Raw genomic sequence first — 15,224 nt, forward strand, 5'->3', positions numbered from 1 at the left:
GCTTGTAGAGCCATAGAAGGAAGGGGGGCCATCATGGCAAAAATATTGGTTGTGGACGACGATCCGAACATCCGCGAACTTATCAAGGTGTTCCTGGAGGAGGCGGGGATGGAAGAGGTGATGGAGGCCTCGGATGGCGTTGAGGCCCTGTCCGTGATGGAGCAAGTTTCGGTCGATCTGGTCGTGATGGATATCATGATGCCCAATATGGACGGATGGGAGCTTTGCCGGGAGATTCGGAGGAATACCGGCATTCCGGTGCTGATGCTGACGGCAAAAGGGGAGACGAGGCAGATCGTGAAGGGTTTTGAGCTGGGCACGGACGATTATCTCGTGAAGCCTTTTGAGCCCGCGGAGCTTGTCGTACGCGTCAAAGCGCTGCTGAAGCGATATCAGGTAGCCGCATCGCAGACGGTCACGATCGGTAACCTGCAGATGAACCGCAAAACCTATGAGGCCAAAGCCGGCGATGAGGTTTTTACCTTGCCGTTAAAGGAGTTTGAGCTGCTCTTCAAGCTGGCCAGTTATCCGGGGAGCACGCTGCCGCGCGAACGGCTGATCGAGGATATATGGGGGTATGACTTTGAAGGGAACGAACGCACGCTGGACGTTCACGTGAATCGCCTGCGGGAACGGTTCCCGGAGGAGAAGTACCGGTTCAGGATTCGAACGGTGCGCGGCCTGGGGTATCGCCTGGAGGCAGGTGAGAGCTGATGAGGAGACCGCTCAAAATCTTGTGGAAAATCGTTCGGGAAACGATTCAGACCATCCTAATCTTCGCGGTCTTGGGAGCGTCATGGACGGCGGCGACTTACGTAACGCGGTTTGTTTACAACTGGACGGGAACGCCGCCATGGGATTATGCCGTCCAGCTGATCGACTTGTTTGTCGGCGTCATTATCTTCTTCCTGTGCATGCTGGTCGTGGGGATGTTCTTCAAGCACCGGCAAATGGCCATGCTGAATTCCATTACGGATGCTATGCGCCGGATCTCCCAGGGGGATTTCAGTGTGAAGATGGATGAACACCAATGGCGCGGGGAGTTCAGGATGATTGCTTCCGGCATTAACGACATGGCCGGCGAGCTGGGGCGCATGGAGACGATGCGGCAGGATTTCATCTCCAACGTGTCCCATGAAATCCAATCCCCGCTCACTTCGATTCGGGGGTTTGCAAGGGCGCTCCGAAATCCGCGTCTCACCGAGGAGAAGAGAGCCCGTTACCTGGAGATCATCGAGGGAGAGGGCCGCCGTTTGTCGCAGCTGAGTGACAATCTGTTGAAGCTGTCGTCTCTGGAAGGCGATCAGCCTGCCTTCGAAAGGGCCCGTTACCGGCTCGACGGGCAGCTGCGCGCCGTCGTGTTGGCGCATGAGCCGCAGTGGCTGGCGAAACGGATTCAGGTGGATCTCGATCTCGCCGAGATCGAGATTGAGGCGACGGAGGATCTGCTGAGTCAAGTGTGGACCAACTTGCTGCACAACAGCATCAAGTTCACGCCCGAGGACGGCATGATCACCATCGTGCTGAAGGCAGGGGAAGACGGAGCCGAGGTTACCATGACCGATACGGGGGTCGGGATGTCGGACTCGGATCAGCTGCATATCTTCGAGCGCTTCTACAAAGCGGACAAATCGCGTAATCGCGCGGCTGGCGGCAGCGGGCTTGGGTTGTCGATCGTGAAGCGGATCGTGGATATCCACCAAGGGAGAATAACGGTCCAATCGGAGCCGGGGAAGGGATCGGCATTTACCGTGGTGGTGCCATACAAGAGTTCCGGCGATACAAAGCAGTGATCGTGTGCGGCTTGAGTTATAAAGTTTGAGGCAGACGGAGCTGGATAACCACCCAAGAAATCGGTGATGGTTGCGGGCTCTCCTTCAGGAACTGGGGAGGGCATGGGGCGGAGTGTTTTGTCTTTTCTGAGCAAAGGGGGTCACTGCGTGGGAACATGGCTGGCTTCCGGGCACTTTTAGTAGGGGGCGGGTCATAGCCATAAATAAGGAGTAAGGACTTGTCGTCCTTACTCCTTATGGAGTTATACGCGATGCGATATGTACAAGCTTTCCGTTGACGGGGAGAGTATGTGATTAGCTAAAACAGTAGATAGCAGCGCGTTCGTACAAGCAGTAGCAATACAAGTCATATGAGCATATGAGCAATTCAACCATTAATAGGAATACAGGAAGTCAAGCATTACCAAAAGCAATCAATGCAAGCAATACAAAAAAACAGCTAGGGTAAGCTATTCAAGCAATGAAAGTGATTCATGCATTATAAGGAGTACACGCAATACAAGCAATACAAGCATTATACGCAATATAAGAAACAAGTGATATAAAGCCAAACCAGTAATACAAGTAGTTTAGACATTACAAGTAAGTCAACCAACTCAAGAAACCCAGCAACTCCAGCAACAAGTGATTCAAGGCATTACAGGGATGATACGAGAGCAATATAAGCTTTTCCTGGAAATCTTGGGGATTTATCGGACACCATAGACCTTATTTGCCAAAATCACGGCCATATTTGGAAATAGCGGACACTAGATCCGTTATTCAAGAATTTGTATCGGCAAATGCCGCTTTTTTGAAGGAATAACGGATCCTCGGTCCTGTAATTTTCGAAAAGTCCCTATTTTCCCTCGAATAAGGTCCTCTCGGTCCGTTAGCTGCTCTAAAGCAGCATGCAGCCATCGTATAACTATCGAAGTGGGCTCTAAATGATAATATGCAATATCATTCCATAGCCGTACGATAACAAGCAGATGCCATTCCATAGTCGTACGATAACAAGCAGATGCCAACCATAGTCGTACAATAACCGGTTGGTTCACTCTAACGGGCCAGCCGGACCATAGGTTGCAGCTTTGAACTGTCGACAACCATCCAAGCACACCCCGAGGCCACTCACCGTGCGCACAGGTGTAGTAGGCACGGTGTATGCAGCCGCACGGTAACAGATCGGTGAAGCTGGTTCAGCTGCACCGTTACAGCACCTTCTCCAGAAAGCTGATGGTCCGCTCATGCTTCGGGCTGCCGAACACCTCTTCCGGCGGACCTTCCTCTACGATATACCCGCCGTCCATGAAGATGACCCGGTCCGCAACCTCGCGGGCAAACCCCATCTCATGCGTAACGATCATCATCGTCATGCCCTCGCGCGCCAGGTCCTTCATGACGCCGAGCACCTCGCCGACCATCTCCGGGTCCAGGGCCGAGGTCGGCTCGTCGAACAGCATGATGTCGGGATTCATCGCCAAAGCCCGGGCAATCGCCACGCGCTGCTTCTGGCCGCCGGACAGCTGGCTCGGGAAAGCCTCCGCCTTATCGGAGAGGCCTACTCGGTCCAGCAGCTTCAGCGCCGTGGCACGTGCCTCGGCGGCGTTTTGCTTGCCCAGCTCGACCGGGGCGAAGGTAATGTTCTTCAGCACGTTGAAGTGCGGAAAGAGATTAAAATGCTGGAACACCATGCCGATGTTCTCGCGCGCCTTATTGATGTTCGTTTTAGGGTCATTGATATCCTGATCATGGACAAAGACCCTGCCAGCCGAAATTTCCTCCAGCCGGTTGATGCAGCGCAGAAAGGTGCTTTTGCCCGAGCCCGATGGCCCGATCACGCAGACAACCTCGCCTTCCTGGACTTGCATATCGATTCCCTTCAGCACCTCGTTCGTGCCAAAGCTCTTCTTCAGTCCTTCTATGCGGATTTTATCCATGACGCACCTTCCTTTCCAGACGGTCCGAAATTTTCGTCAGAATCGTGATCACGACCAGATACATGATGGCCACCACGAGCCAGATATCAAACGAGGCGAACGTTCTCGCAATGATGATCTTCCCGGATTGGGTCAGCTCGACCAGACCGATCACCGACAGGATGGACGTATCCTTCAGCGTGATCACCAGCTGGTTAATAAAGGTCGGAATCATGACTTTGATCGCCTGCGGAATGATGATTTTCATCATGGCTTTGCGGTATGGCAGTCCGAGCGAGCGGGCCGCCTCCAGCTGTCCGGGGTCAATGGATTGAATGCCGCCGCGAATAATCTCCGTGACATAAGCGCCGGCATTCAAGCTCAGCGTCAGGACCGCTGCGACGATCGGCGACATCGTGAAGCCGAACGCCTGCGGAATGCCGAAGTAGATGAAGAAGGCAAGCACCAGCAGCGGAATGCCGCGGAAGATGTCCACGAATACGGTGGCGATGCCCCGGAGCCATCGATTGCGACCGACCTTCATGAAACCGAAGATCAGCCCTAGGAAAAACGCAAAAAACAGCGACACGATGGTCAGCAGCAGCGTATTGCCAAGGCCCTTCAGCAGGGAAGGCAGCGACTCCACGATTAGTCCCCAGCGGCTTTGACTCGGTGCGCTTACGGCATTCTCACCGATATATTTTTCCTTAATGCGATCGTACTCTCCACTTGCCTTCAGATTCACCAAACCAGCGTTGAACTTCTGCAGAAGCTCCTGGTTCCGTCCCTTGCTGACGGCGAATCCGTAGGAGGCGCCGGGCTCCATCTCCGTAACGATCTTCAGACCGTTGTTCTGTTCCACTCCATAAGCGAGTACGGGAAAATCGTCAAAGCAGGCAACGGAATTGCCGGTTTTGACATCGTCATACATTTGGGCCGAATCGTCAAAAGGCACGATGGTGAAGCCGTACTTGGAGGATATGGATTCCGCGAAGCTGTAGCCCTCCGTACCGGTTTTGACAGCAACCTTTTTCCCCCTTAAATCCTCATAGGATTTGATGGATTCCTGGTCCTGGCGGATGGCCATGACAACGCCCGAATCAAAATAGGGATCGGAAAAATCGAATTTCTGCTTCCGTTCATCCGTGATACTCATGCCCGCGATGACGCCGTCCACCTGATTGGCTTCCAGCGCCTGAACCGCCGCATTGAAGCCGAGCGGCTTGATCTCGTATTTGAAGTTCTGGTCTTTCGCGATCGCATCCAGCAGATCCATATCGATGCCGACAAATTTGCCGCTCGCATCCTGGAATTCAAACGGGGCGAACGTAACGTCCGTTCCGATCTGATAGGTTTTGCCGGAGGCTGGCTCTCCCGCCGCGCTTACCGATCCATAGGGAACGCCAACGGCCATGAGGAGCAGCAGTGACATGAACACGTAGAATACACGCAATGATTTCATAATGACCTCCTGTTCTTAACACCGTGTAAGTTAGTTACCCATTAAGGCTTCCATGTTAAACAGCAGCTTCCGGCTTCATTCGGTATCTTATTTGGCTAAATAGCCAATCATGCCTAGAAATACCAATGAATTGGGCGCAAAAAAATATTACAAGAAAAATATCAAAACGCTCCGATTCGGATGCAACATTTACCAATGCCCTCACGTTAGAAGGGTAAGGCAAGCATGGCAGCGATGCCAATATCGAAGGAGGCTGACAAAGATGAAAAGATGGGTCAAACAAGTAGGTTCTATCATGATTGCAGGCGCACTGCTGACTGGCAGCACGGCTTGGGTCGGGTTGAGCGGAGCAACCGAGGTGCACGCGGCGGAGGCAGCACAGCAAAACCTTCTTACCGTACTTGGTAAAGGCGAGATCTCGGTGAAGCCAGATATCGTTTATCTTTCCATCGGGGCAGAATCATATGCGGAAACCGCAAAATCCGCACAGAAGAGCAATGCGCTGAAAATGGATAAGATTACGAAGCTGTTGAAAGAAACCTGGAAGATCGACGACAAGGATATCAAAACCGAGCAGTTCTATGTACAACCGAACTATACGTACTCCGATGAGAATGGACGTAAAGTGAAAAATTACACCGCCTATCATTCCCTGGAAGTTACGCTTCGCGATCTGAGCAAGGTCGGGGATCTGCTCGATGCAGCATCCGATGCCGGCGCCAATTCCATCGGCAACGCCCGTTTCTCGGTTGAGAACCGCGATGCATTCGAAGCGCAAGTGATTGATAAGGCGATGGCGAACGCAGACCTGAAGGCACAAGCGATGGCGAAGGCGTCCAAGCGTCAACTCGGTATCGTACTGAACATTGTGGAAGGTTCCGTTGGCGTAGATACCATCTATGGCCTCGAAAAAATGGCGATGGAGGCTCAGTCCACGGCAGCGGACGCTGGCGCAAACACATCCGTGAAGCCGGGCGAGATCAAAATCACGACACAGCTGTACGTGCAATACCAGCTGAAGTAGTCGCTTTAATCGACGCAGCATGCGAAAAAACCGTTCATTCCGGTCTTTATCGGGCGAACGGTTTTTTCGCATGTCTGTTAAAAAATGAAATACCATTATCCGGTGCCATATCCGGCCCTTCCCCTGTCGAAATACACAGAAAAGTGTTGTGTATAGGGGGAAAACGAGGTATAGTGAATATGCGAAAAACTGAACTTTGATCTAACGTTTAAAGCCATACCCATGGATATGGCTTTTTTTTCTTAGTAGAGACTTCTAACCGCCTCCACCCTTAAGAAACGGATTCTGCCAACCTGAGCATAACAGGCAGTAGGACCGTTTCTTCTTAGTGGAGAACGTTTTTGTGCATACTGGTAATAGGATGTACACATGGAAACGAACAGGTCACATTTTGAAGAAGGGGTTGATGCATGTGATTGAACTTGTCCGGATCGAGAAGCATTTTCAGGGACAAGCGGTCGTGCATCCGCTGTCGCTCTCCATTAAAGAAGGGGAATTCCTGACTTTGCTGGGCCCCAGCGGCTGCGGCAAAACGACGATTCTCCGAATGATAGCAGGATTCGAGCAGCCGACCGAAGGACAGGTATGGCTGGCGGGTCAGAATGTGACGGATATGCCTGCGAACAAGCGGGATTTGAATTTGGTATTCCAACACTATGCTCTGTTTCCGCATATGACCGTAGAAGACAATATCGCTTTTGGACTGAAAATGAAAAAAATGCCGCGCCAGCTCATCAAGGAGCGCGTGGACGAGGCTGTTGCGATGACGCAGCTGACCGCCTTGCGGGAACGCTTCCCGCACCAGTTGTCCGGCGGACAGCAGCAGCGCGTGGCCATTGCGCGCGCCATCGCCAACAAGCCGAAGGTGCTGCTGCTGGATGAACCGCTCGGCGCGCTGGATTTGCAGCTGCGGAAGAACCTGCAGTCCGAGCTCAAGCATTTGCAGCGGACGCTCGGGATCACGTTTGTATATGTAACGCACGACCAAGAGGAAGCCATGATGCTATCCGACCGGATCGTCATCATGAACCATGGACGGGTAGAGCAAATCGGCACGCCGCGCGAGATCTATGCGAGACCGCAAACGCTGTTTGCCGCCACGTTTGTAGGGGAGAATAACGTCTTCTCCTCGCCTGAGGGGCTTTTTGCCGTACGGCCGGAGAAACTCATTCCCCAGCGGGAATCGGGTGCCAAGAAGAGCGGCGTGATTGAGGATGTGCAGTACCTCGGCAGCGTTCATAAGCTGCTGGTCCAATTGGACGATGAGCCGATGAAGGTCACGATTGCCCTCGATATCTCGGATGACCATCCGTGGGAGGTTGGCGAACGGGTTGGGGTGAACTGGAACGCCAAGGATGAGGTGATCATCGGGCCATGAGGAAATCAAGGTTCCTGTTGACTCCGGTGCTGCTGTGGTTATCCCTGTTCCTAATCGTTCCGATGCTGATCGTGGTCGGCATTTCCTTTCTCTCGCGGGATTCGCTCGGGAATGTCGTGTTTTCCTTCAGTCTGGAAGGATACAAGACTTTTTTTGATCCATTATATTTGGGCATCTACTGGGATACCTTGGTACTGTCGCTGCTGACTACGGTGATCTGCTTGTTAGTCAGCTATCCTTTGGCCTATTATATAGCCAACGCTTCCCCGCGTATCCAAACCTGGGGATTGATTCTGATCACGGTTCCGTTCTGGATCAACTTTTTGATCCGAACCTATGCGTGGGTTCTGCTGCTCCGGACGCAAGGCGTAGTGAACAGCCTGCTGCTGTGGGCGGGATGGATCGACGAGCCGATTCAGATGCTGTATACGTACGGCGCCGTACTGCTCGGGATGGTGTATAACTTCATTCCGTTCATGGTGCTGCCGATTTACGTGGCCTTGGAGCAGATGGACAAACGTCTGCTGGATGCGGCCAGCGATCTGGGCGCTTCCAGATGGAAGGCATTTCGGCATATTACCTTGCCTCAGAGCAAGTCCGGCATCATGACGGGTGCGGTTCTGGTCTACGTATCGACTTCCGGGATGTTTGTCGTCACGGATATATTGGGGGGCGCCAAGTCCTCCATGATCAGCAATATCATTCAGCAGCAGTTCCTGGGTGCGCGCAACTGGCCCTTTGGAGCGGCGTTATCGGTTATTTTTGTGATTACGTCCTTGGTGCTGATCCTGCTCTTTAACCGGGCGATGCAAGCCCGCCATCAACGCGTAGGGGAGGGGAGATAAGTGAAAAAGAAGAATCACCCGCTGCTCGGGGTTCACTCTTTCCTTATGATGGCTTTCATCTATGTACCCATCGTCATGATTATCATCTATTCCTTTAACGATACGCGGCTTAGCGGCAATTGGGAAGGCTTTACGATGGATTGGTATGTGTCGCTATTCCAGAATCGGCACGTGATGGAAGCGCTGATGAACAGTTTGACGGTGGCCGTCATCTCGACGATCGTTTCCACCCTGCTCGGGACTGCAGCGGCGCTCTCGCTTCGGAATTTGGGGCGTAAAGGCCGCAGCGGCATGAATGGCCTGCTGTATCTGCCGGTCATCATCCCGGATATTATTATGGGGCTGTCGCTGCTGGTGCTGTTCAGTCAACTGAACATGCCGCTTGGCAAGGCAACGGTGATCATCGCCCATATTACGTTCAGCCTGTCGTACGTCTATGTCGTGGTAACGGCCCGACTGTCGGGGATGGGCAAACAGCTGGACGAGGCTGCCCAGGATTTGGGCGCCACGCCTTGGCAAACGTTCCGGCACGTCACGCTGCCGCAGATTGCACCGGGCATTATCTCCGGCGCATTGATTGCTTTCACGCTGTCGCTGGACGATTTTATGGTCAGCTTTTTCGTCGCCGGCCCAAGCTCAACAACGCTGCCGATCTATATATACGCTCAGGTGAAGCGCGGCATCTCGCCAGAGATCAACGCGCTGTGCACGCTGCTCATACTGGTCAGCATCACGCTGATCCTGTTAGCCCAATATATTCTTAACCGCGGCAATGGGCAGAAGAAACACAAAACATTACCGATCTAAGCGATAGAAACGCTTTTTTCGAAATAAAATTAAAACATGCAAGTGGAAAGAGAGGAGATATTGAATTGAAAAAATCAAGATGGACCCGCCTGCTGACGGCAGGCATGGTTGCGGTATTGTCTGTAGGACTGCTGGCCGGCTGCGGCTCGGATAAGGAGACGCTTCATATTTACAGCTGGGCGGATAACTTCGATCCCGAGGTGCTGAAGGACTTTGAGGAGAAGTTCGACGTGAAGGTAACCTACGACAACTACGCGAACAATGAAGACCTGCTGGCTAAGATCAAGGCTGGCGGCAGCGGTTATGACCTCATTCAGCCGTCCGATTATATGGTCAAAACGATGATTGAATCGGAGCTCCTTGAGCCGCTTGACATGAATAATATCCCGAACTTCGTCAATATTACGGATACTTTCAAAGATCCGTCTTATGACCCGGGCAATAAATATTCGATCGTTTACACGTCCGGCGTAACGGGAATTGCATATAACAAGAAGTATGTGAAGGACGAAATCAACAGCTGGGAAGACCTCTGGAATCCGGAATACAAGGGCAAAGTCCTGCTTCTGGACGACAACCGTGAAATGATCGGCATGGCGCTGAAAAAGCAAGGGAAATCCAACAGCAGCACGGATGAGGCGGAAATCACGGCTGCATCCGATGAGCTGAAGACACTGCTGCCCAATGTCCTTGCGTTTGATACGGACAATATTAAGCAGAAGATGATTCAGGAGGAAGGCTGGATTGCCACGGTTTGGTCCGGTGACGCAGCGTTCATCGCGGCGGAGAATCCGGATGTAGCGTACGTGGTGCCTGAAGAAGGAGCGACCATATTCTCGGACAACTACGCGATTCCAAAAGGTGCGAAGAATAAGGAGCTGGCCGAGAAATTCATCAACTTCATGATGGAGCCTGAAGTCAGTGCCAAAAACTATGAATTTATCGGATACAGCAATCCGAACACGAAAGCGATGGAATTCCATAGCGAGGAATACCGCGCCAATACGATGATCAACCTGACGGAAGAGGAGCTGGGCCGTACCGAGTGGCTCGATAATGTCGGTGACTCGCTCTCCGTCTATGATCGTTTATGGACCGAACTGAAGAGCGGTCGTTAGTATAAGCTTCAGTTCTTCATCTTTTTGTAATAAAGGAAGCCTGTCCCCTAAAGGGGATGGGCTCTTTTTTTGCAGAGCAGAATGAGACATTAGTCCCAAAGTGGGAAGAATTGGCCGATTTTCAGGAATTCCACCACAACTTCAGGATCCTTTTCGTTGTTATATATAAGGAGGTTGTATACCGTTTAGGCCCGTTTTTTATAAATGGGGTATCCCAGAAAGGAAGAAGCAGCTTGAGTGATCTGACGAGCATGGGGTTTATTGCTTTGATTGTTGCAGGCATCGCTGCTGTTTTATTTCTGAATTTTTTCAGGAAAAGCGCGCTGCATCTGCTGCTGACGAGCATTCACAGTGCACTCGTTGGCATCGGTTTGATTCTTCTTGCTTACGTTGTCCAAGGCAGTGAACTACTGCTGCTTGCGGGTTCAAGTGCTCTCTTGTTCGGTGTGTTTCTTAGCGCAGCGGCGTTCGTCCGGAAAGAATCATGAGAATGTATAGGTCCTATGGCATGGAGTCAAAATTGTCATTCACTTTGTTACCAATACATTGAAAGCTTTCCTTATAATGATTAAGGGTAATAGATTAACAACTAACGGAAACTTAATTTAACAAAGGTGGAATTCTGATATGAATCCTAAATTTCGTGTATGTGCATCATTAATTGCAACTAGTGTCCTGCTTGGTAGTCTTGGTTTGAGCGGACAGGTCATCGATGCAAGCGCCGCTAAGGCACCCGTTTCCGCCAGCCAAAAAACGTCGAAAAATGAAGTTGTACTGAAATGGAACGGCAAAACCTTGTCACAAAAAGGTCTAGTGCTGCATGGGGTAACTTATGTGCCAGCGACCGCTTTGCGGGATGGTCTGGGGATGCCTCTTAAATATGATTCCAAAAACCGCACGTATACACTGGGTAACGGCTATAACAAGCTGAGCGCCGCCGTGTACGCTGCAAGCGAAATCGGCATTCTGGTGAACGGTTCGTATGCCGGCGAGCCGGGCGGACAGATCATCAATGGACGTCTGTATCTGCCGTTCAAAACGATCAGCGAATACATGGGCGTTCAGGGACAATGGAATCCTTCCTTGAAAACACTGAGCATGACACAGAAGAAGCTGAATGACATTACCATTAAATCGGTTGCGCTCAAGAAGAATATTCAGGGCGTAGACGCTGTTGTGAATTATCCTGTAATCAGCGGACTCGATAATGCGGAGGTCCAAGCCGAAATCAACAAAGTGTTGAAAGAAAATGCGTCCGGCGTAATCACCGGTGCGGAAGGAAACGCCGAAGAATTCCCGCCGTCGGAATCCAGTTTCCCTTACGAATTCAGCGGTGACTTCGTGGTCCATTACAACCAGAACGACATCCTGAGCATTACGGCGTATGATTATTCGTACACCGGCGGTGCCCATGGCATGACCTTCCGTAAAAGCTTCACGTTCTCCTTGAAGGACGGCAAGCAAATGAAGCTGGGCGATTTCATCAACATGCAGGGCAAGAACAAGCAGAAGCTGAACAACCTTGTGCTGAGCAAGATGAAGAAAGAGGGAGGTTACCTCGGCGGTTTTGAGGGAGTGCCTGCCGATGCCGACTTCTATGTGAAGGATAACGCGGCGGTGCTGTACTTCCAGCTTTATGAGTACACCGCCTATGCCTATGGATTTCCTGAGTTTGAGCTGAAGCTGAAAGAGTGGAAGTAAGAGTATAGGATAGGCGGTTTGTGTAAACTGTAATCATTAAATTTCATACTATAGCTTGTTTAGATACATGATGCTGTCCTGATGTAACACTGTGCTGGAATCCGTTGCGATAAATCCCCTGATCAATTGAGCGTGGAGCATATACTCCTGCGCCCTATGATCAAGGGGATTTTTTGTGAATCTCACCATAGGTGTGCCCTTTTTCCCCTCCCCTCAAGTTAAGATAGCCCTTTTAAGAGGGGCATGGCCTTACCGTCTTTATGTTTTATTGAAAAAATCGTACCGAAGTGAGAGTATCCTTGGAAGAGCAGCGCGTTCGCCTTTGAAATCGGGAAACAACCTTTTTCAATTCATTCCAGTTTCCCGATTTCAACAGCGACCGAAGGGGACACTCTCACTATTTAGTATTCGAAGTTTTCAATGGATCCAGAGGATAAGAAAAGGCAGGCACCGGATAACGGCGCCTGCCCTTTACTTCATTTCTTTTATAAGCCTTGCGGCGGTGTGTTTTCCAGTACTTGATCGATCAGGCCATACTCTTTGGCTTCGTCAGCCGTCATGAAGTAGTCGCGATCCGTGTCCTTCTCGATGCGCTCCAGCGGTTGGCCGGTGCGTTCGGACAGGATGCGGTTCAGCTTGTCGCGCATTTTGAGAATGCGGCGGGCGCGGATTTCTATATCCGTGGCTTGACCTTGTGCGCCGCCGAGCGGCTGGTGAATCATGATCTCGCTGTTAGGGAGACCGTAGCGTTTGCCTTTGGCGCCTGCGTTAAGCAGGAATGCGCCCATGGAAGCAGCCATGCCGACACAGATCGTCGAGACGTCCGGCTTGATGAACTGCATCGTATCGAATATCGCCATACCTGCGGTAATGGAACCGCCAGGGCTGTTGATGTAAAGATGAATATCCTTCTCGGGATCCTCAGCCGACAAGAACAGCATTTGGGCAATGATGGAATTGGCGACCACGTCATTTACGTCGGAGCCGAGGAAGATAATGCGGTCTTTCAGCAATCTGGAATAGATGTCGTACGCCCGCTCACCGCGGTTGCTTTGTTCAACGACCATAGGTATAAAACTCACGTGGAAAACCTCCTCTTAAGTACCTCATATAAATACTGTTACCGTATTACCCACATGATAAACAATTTAAATCAAAAAGTCAAAGAAAGTCAAACTATTGAGTAAAAAAAAGAGCCGTTATGGGCACTTTAGGGTAATCAGTATAGAGAATAAATGTTATAATGGCGCGCCCGCGAGGAATCGAACCTCGATCTCAGGCTCCGGAGGCCTACGTCATATCCATTGGACCACGGGCGCACAAAAATCAGCAACGAAGTTGATTATACCGCATCTATTTCAAAAATACAATAGCGGACAAAACTTTGTTCCTATTATATAGACGAGCCGGTAGTTGGCCATAATGTATAAGAATGCCTGGGGTAGAGAAATATACTTTCGGACACTTGCAACCGGCATGATTATTGGTTAGAATAAGGGTGGGACTTAAAAAGTTTAACTGGGACATTTTACGACCAGGTAGGAGAGCCGAGACGAAGTTTGCAGGAGTGGAATGCATGCGTAACCTATTAGAAATACAAGAGCAACTTCTGCCGGATCTGATGGACACTCTTAAACGAAGGTATACCATCCTTCATCAGATCAAGTTGTCCGGAATTGTTGGCCGAAGAACACTGGCTTCATCGTTATCGATGACCGAGCGTGTTCTCAGAGCAGAGACTGATCTTCTGAAAGCGCAAGGGCTGATCGAGATTGAAACGCTCGGCATGCGGATCAGCGGCTCAGGGATATGCTTGCTGGAGGAGTTGGAACCGGTCATGAATGAGTTGTTCGGACTGGTTGAACTGGAAGAGAAGATTCGTCAGGCTTACGGGCTTCGTAAAGTGGTCATTATTCCCGGTGACAGCGAGTCATCTCCGGAAGTCAAACGTGAGCTTGGCCGGGCCGGAGCAAGAACGCTGCTTAACTTTGTCCAGGATGGAGATACGATTGCCGTAACAGGCGGCTCCACGCTCGCCGAAGTGGCAGAGCAGATGTCCTCTTTGCCTGGCGGCGAACCGTTGACAAGCACTTGGTTTGTGCCGGCGCGTGGCGGCCTCGGGGAGAGCATGGAGATTCAAGCGAACACCATTGCTTCCAAAATGGCTAAGCGCGTTGGGGCTGAGTACCGATTGCTTCATGTTCCGGATCTGCTCAGCGAGGATGCTTATCAATCGTTGGTTCAGGATCAGCACATCCAGGAGATCGTGGATGTGATCAGGCGCAGCCGCGTCATTATTCACGGCATCGGGGATGCCATGGAGATGGCCAGACGGCGGAAGCTGGATGAAGGCTCTATCCGGAACTTGCAGGCAGATGGCGCGATCGCGGAATCCTTCGGCTATTATTTCAGCGAAGATGGCGAAGTTGTCCACAAAATGCTTACCCTTGGACTCCGGCTTGAGGATATTATGCGGACGGAGACCATCATCGGCATTGCTGGAGGGCAAGGCAAGGGCAAAGCGATTCACGCGGTGCTGAAATTCGGACACGAGGACATTCTCGTTACGGATGAAGCCGCGGCATTGGAAGTCGAGAAGGAAATTGACGCCGGCATTTGAGTCCGCGGGCGTACAACAGATTTTTCATTTTTTGTTGTCTCGATTGGCTTAACGGCCAATCTTGAATATATAAATTTTACAAATATGGAGGGAACTACTCATGGTTAAAGTAGGTATTAACGGTTTTGGACGTATTGGACGTAACGTATTCCGCGCTGCGCTGAACAACAGCGAAGTTGAAATCGTGGCAATCAACGATTTGACGGACGTAAAAACGCTGGCACACCTTTTGAAATATGACACGACTCACGGCAGACTGAATGCAACTGTTGAAGCTAAAGAAGGCGCACTCGTTGTAAACGGCCGCGAAGTGAAAGTATTCGCTGAGCGTAACCCTGAAGCATTGCCTTGGGCTGAGTACGGCGTTGAAATCGTTGTAGAATCCACTGGTATTTTCACAGCGAAAGACAAAGCTTCCGCTCACTTGAAAGGCGGCGCTAAGAAAGTTATCATCTCCGCTCCAGCTACTGACGAAGATAGCACCATCGTTATGGGCGTTAACGCAGCCAAATACCATGCAGCTAACCATACTGCAGACCCTTCTACACTTCCGAACAGTCCGACGAAGAGGTAAA

The 15,224-nt window shown here is 51.1% G+C and carries 13 protein-coding genes, 1 tRNA gene and 1 pseudogene; 11 read left to right on the forward strand and 4 right to left on the reverse strand.

The window, feature by feature from the left end:
* Positions 1-33: 33 nt before the first annotated feature.
* Positions 34-714, forward strand: a complete 681-nt coding sequence (locus RB298_RS20315; protein WP_096777139.1) for a response regulator transcription factor — start codon at positions 34-36, stop codon at positions 712-714.
* Positions 714-1,793, forward strand: coding sequence for a sensor histidine kinase (locus RB298_RS20320; protein ID WP_096777140.1), 1,080 nt, complete (start codon positions 714-716; stop codon positions 1,791-1,793). The genes RB298_RS20315 and RB298_RS20320 overlap by 1 nt, the downstream gene beginning before the upstream one ends.
* Before the next feature lie 1,193 nt (positions 1,794-2,986).
* Here the strand turns inward: RB298_RS20320 and RB298_RS20325 are convergent.
* Together RB298_RS20325 and RB298_RS20330 are read right to left on the reverse strand one after the other, a co-directional pair.
* The gene (locus RB298_RS20325; RefSeq protein WP_012818432.1) at positions 2,987-3,715 is read right to left on the reverse strand and encodes an amino acid ABC transporter ATP-binding protein; all 729 of its coding nucleotides are present in this window, start codon (positions 3,713-3,715) and stop codon (positions 2,987-2,989) included.
* Complete coding sequence (locus RB298_RS20330; RefSeq protein ID WP_430623471.1) at positions 3,708-5,147, reverse strand: amino acid ABC transporter substrate-binding protein/permease; 1,440 nt, start codon at positions 5,145-5,147, stop codon at positions 3,708-3,710. The genes RB298_RS20325 and RB298_RS20330 overlap by 8 nt, the downstream gene beginning before the upstream one ends.
* A gap of 271 nt (positions 5,148-5,418) precedes the next feature.
* On the opposite strand from RB298_RS20330, the gene RB298_RS20335 reads away from it, so the two are divergent.
* From RB298_RS20335 to RB298_RS20365, 7 genes are all read left to right on the forward strand, one after another.
* On the forward strand, positions 5,419-6,180 hold the full coding sequence (locus RB298_RS20335; protein ID WP_096777142.1) for an SIMPL domain-containing protein: 762 nt from the start codon (positions 5,419-5,421) through the stop codon (positions 6,178-6,180).
* Between the two features lie 406 nt (positions 6,181-6,586).
* Entirely contained in the window at positions 6,587-7,558 is a 972-nt protein-coding gene (locus RB298_RS20340) for an ABC transporter ATP-binding protein (RefSeq protein ID WP_096777143.1), read from the forward strand.
* Entirely contained in the window at positions 7,555-8,403 is an 849-nt protein-coding gene (locus tag RB298_RS20345; RefSeq protein ID WP_009593648.1) for an ABC transporter permease, read from the forward strand. The genes RB298_RS20340 and RB298_RS20345 overlap by 4 nt, the downstream gene beginning before the upstream one ends.
* Positions 8,404-9,210, forward strand: coding sequence for an ABC transporter permease (locus tag RB298_RS20350; protein WP_096777144.1), 807 nt, complete (start codon positions 8,404-8,406; stop codon positions 9,208-9,210). It abuts the gene before it with no gap.
* 65 nt (positions 9,211-9,275) lie between these two features.
* On the forward strand, positions 9,276-10,328 hold the full coding sequence (locus RB298_RS20355) for an ABC transporter substrate-binding protein (protein ID WP_009593633.1): 1,053 nt from the start codon (positions 9,276-9,278) through the stop codon (positions 10,326-10,328).
* Between the two features lie 233 nt (positions 10,329-10,561).
* Complete coding sequence (locus RB298_RS20360; RefSeq protein WP_009593646.1) at positions 10,562-10,816, forward strand: hypothetical protein; 255 nt, start codon at positions 10,562-10,564, stop codon at positions 10,814-10,816.
* 139 nt (positions 10,817-10,955) lie between these two features.
* Positions 10,956-12,029 (forward strand): PdaC/SigV domain-containing protein, encoded by a 1,074-nt coding sequence (locus RB298_RS20365; protein ID WP_096777145.1) that lies wholly within the window; start codon positions 10,956-10,958, stop codon positions 12,027-12,029.
* 485 nt (positions 12,030-12,514) lie between these two features.
* On the opposite strand, the gene clpP is transcribed toward RB298_RS20365, so the two are convergent.
* The gene (clpP, locus tag RB298_RS20370) at positions 12,515-13,111 is read right to left on the reverse strand and encodes an ATP-dependent Clp endopeptidase proteolytic subunit ClpP (protein WP_009593635.1); all 597 of its coding nucleotides are present in this window, start codon (positions 13,109-13,111) and stop codon (positions 12,515-12,517) included.
* Between the two features lie 162 nt (positions 13,112-13,273).
* Positions 13,274-13,348: transfer RNA gene (locus RB298_RS20375), tRNA-Arg, on the reverse strand.
* A 257-nt stretch (positions 13,349-13,605) separates the two neighbouring features.
* Here RB298_RS20375 and RB298_RS20380 point away from each other — a divergent pair.
* Positions 13,606-14,649: a sugar-binding transcriptional regulator gene (locus RB298_RS20380; protein WP_009593661.1), complete on the forward strand. Its 1,044-nt coding sequence runs from the start codon at positions 13,606-13,608 to the stop codon at positions 14,647-14,649.
* Positions 14,650-14,749: 100 nt separating this feature from the next.
* Positions 14,750-15,181: pseudogene (locus RB298_RS20385) on the forward strand (glyceraldehyde 3-phosphate dehydrogenase NAD-binding domain-containing protein); the annotation flags it as partial.
* Positions 15,182-15,224 lie beyond the last annotated feature (43 nt).

The sequence above is a fragment of the Priestia sp. BR_2 genome (assembly GCF_041954005.1).
Lineage (GTDB): Bacteria > Bacillota > Bacilli > Paenibacillales > Paenibacillaceae > Paenibacillus_AQ > Paenibacillus_AQ lautus_A.